Below are 2578 nucleotides of genomic sequence, written 5' to 3'. Positions count from 1 at the left end.
CACCGCCACCCGCAGACGCGCCCCGCCCGGCGGCTGCTCGCGGAGCAGTCCCAGGCCCTGGGAACCCCGGTCCAGCAGGTCGCGCACCCGGCCCGTCTCGCGCGCGCCCTGCCCCGGACCGGAGCGGGAGAGCACGTCCAGGGAGGCCAGCACCAGTGACAGGTCCTCGTGCAGGTCGCGCAGCACCCCGACCAGCGGCCCGGAGTTGGCGCGCAGGATGTCGGTCCACAGCCGGGGGTCGCCGCCCGCGACGCGGGTGGTGTCGCGCAACCCCTGCCCGGCCAGGCGGAAGGCCTCCTCGGCCCCGCCGCGCAACCGCGCCGCCATGAGGCTCGCCACCACGTGCGGTGCGTGCGAGGTCAGCGCCACCGCGTCGTCGTGGGCCTGGCTGTCCATCATCACCGGGACCGCGCCGCACAGGCAGATCATCTCCAGCGCCCGGTTGAGCACTGGTCGCGCGGTGGCCGCCGTCGGTGTGAGAACCCAGGTGCGGCCCTCGAACAGGTCCGCGCGGGCCGCGAGGGGACCCGCCCGCTCCCGGCCGGCCAGGGGGTGGCCGCCGATGAACGTCACCGGGTCCGCGATGGCGCTCAGCACGTCCCGGCCGGGCGCGGACTTCACGCTGGCCACGTCCGTGTAGGCCCGGGCCAGGCCGCGCAGCTGCTGCTCGGCCAGGACGGCGCCGACCATGCTGGGCGGCACCGCGATCACGGCCAGGTCCACCGCCTCGGCCGGGGCGCCGACCGTTCCGGCGCCCAGCGCGGCGGCGGTGCGGGCCGCGGCGGGGTCCCGGTCCATCAGGTGGACGGCGACCCCGTGCCGTCCCGCGGCCAGCGCCACGGACGTTCCGATGAGTCCCGTGCCGACCACCGCCATGGTGCGGATCACTGCGCACCGCCCTCCAGGTCCTCGCGCAGGCACGCGGCTCCGCCCAGGTAGACGTGCTGGACGTCCGCGCGGGCCAGGCCGCTGCGCGCGTGCACCATCAGGCGCACCGTCCGGGGCAGCGCCCCGGACACGTCCAGCTCCCGCGCGCACATCAGGGGCACGTCCAGCAGCCCCAGCTCGCGCGCCGCCTCCGCCGGGAAGGCGCTCACCAGGTCCGAGGTGGAGGTGAACAGGATGCTCACCAGGTCCTCGCTGCCGATGCCGTTGGCGTCCAGGACCTTGGTGAGCAGCTCGCGGACCCCCGCGAGCAGGTGCTCCCTCTCGTCGCGGTCCAGCTGCACCGCTCCGCGTACCGCGCACACGTTCATCGGCGCGCCTCCTTCGCCCGGCGGGCCTCTCCCAGCACTTCGGCGACCAGGAAGGCCAGGTCCAGGGACTGGCTGCGGTTCAGGCGCGGGTCGCAGGCGGTCTCGTACCGGCGCCGCAGGTCGTCCACGCCGATGCGGCTCCCGCCGCCCACGCACTCGGTCACGTCGTCGCCGGTCAGCTCCACGTGGATGCCGCCGGGGTGGGTGCCCAGGGCGTGGTGGACCTCGAAGAAGCCCCGCACCTCGTCCAGGACGTCGTCGAAGCGCCGGGTCTTGTGCCCGCTGCCGGCGGTGAAGGTGTTGCCGTGCATGGGGTCGCACACCCACGCGACCCGCGCACCGGACGCCGTGACCTTCTCCACCAGCGCGGGAAGCCGGTCGCGGACGCGCCCGGCGCCCATCCTCGTGATGAGGGTCAGCCGTCCGGGCTCGCGGTCGGGGTCGAGCCTGTCCACCAGCGCCAGCACATCGTCGGGTTCGGCGCCCGGGCCGAGCTTGACCCCGACCGGGTTGCGTATGCGCGAGGCGAACTCCACGTGCGCCCCGTCCAACCGCCGCGTGCGCTCGCCGATCCAGACCATGTGCCCGGACACGGCGTAGAGTCCGCCGGTACGCGAGTCCACGCGGGTCAGCGCCGTCTCGTAGTCCAGCAGCAGGGCCTCGTGGGAGGAGTAGAACTCGGTGGTGCGCACCGCCTCGGCGTCGGTGACCCCGCACGCCCGCATGAACGCCAGCGCGTTGTCGATCTCGCGGGCCAGGCGCTCGTAGCGCCGACCGGCGGGGGAGTCGCGGACGAAGTCGCGGTTCCAGGCGTGCACCTGGGACAGGTCGGCGTAGCCGCCGGTGGTGAAGGCGCGCACCAGGTTCAGGGTCGCCGCGGAGGCGTGGTAGGCGCGCTTGAGCCGCTCGGGGTCGGGGCGCCGGTCGCGGGCGGTGAACGCGCGTCCGTTGACGGCGTCGCCGCGGTAGGAGGGCAGGCTCACCCCGTCACGGGTCTCGGTGGGGCTGGAACGCGGCTTGCCGTACTGCCCGGCGATGCGGCCCACCTTCACCACGGGGACGGAGCCCGCGTAGGTGAGCACGGCGCCCATCTGGAAGAGCGTCTTGAGCTTGTTCCTGATCTGGTCGGCGGAGACGCCGTCGAGGGCCTCGGCGCAGTCGCCCCCCTGGAGGAGGAACTCCTCTCCGCGCGCCACGGCGCCCAGGCGGGCCCTGAGCTGGTCGCACTCGCCCGCGAAGACCAGCGGCGGGTAGGAGGCCAGGTCGGTGAGCGCGTCGGAGAGGGCTTCGGGGTCGGGCCAGTCGGGCTGCTGTTCGGCGGG

At 74.7% G+C, this 2578-nt stretch carries 3 protein-coding genes; all 3 read right to left on the bottom strand.

Annotation, left to right across the window (positions count from 1 at the left end; genetic code table 11):
- The coding region (locus DQW06_RS24700) for a prephenate dehydrogenase (protein ID WP_117199406.1) at positions 1 to 888 on the bottom strand (888 nt) is incomplete at its 3' end.
- A complete protein-coding gene (gene aroH / locus DQW06_RS24695) occupies positions 885 to 1256 on the bottom strand; it encodes a chorismate mutase (RefSeq protein ID WP_013152224.1) in 372 nt (123 codons plus the stop codon). The genes DQW06_RS24700 and aroH, both read right to left, overlap by 4 nt.
- On the bottom strand, positions 1253 to 2578 hold a 1326-nt coding region (locus DQW06_RS24690; RefSeq protein ID WP_117199405.1), incomplete at its 5' end, for a class II 3-deoxy-7-phosphoheptulonate synthase. The genes DQW06_RS24690 and aroH, both read right to left, overlap by 4 nt.

It is taken from the genome of Nocardiopsis sp. TNDT3 (assembly GCF_003427465.1).
Lineage (GTDB): Bacteria > Actinomycetota > Actinomycetes > Streptosporangiales > Streptosporangiaceae > Nocardiopsis > Nocardiopsis dassonvillei.
This window is presented reverse-complemented; position numbering and strand designations above follow the sequence as displayed.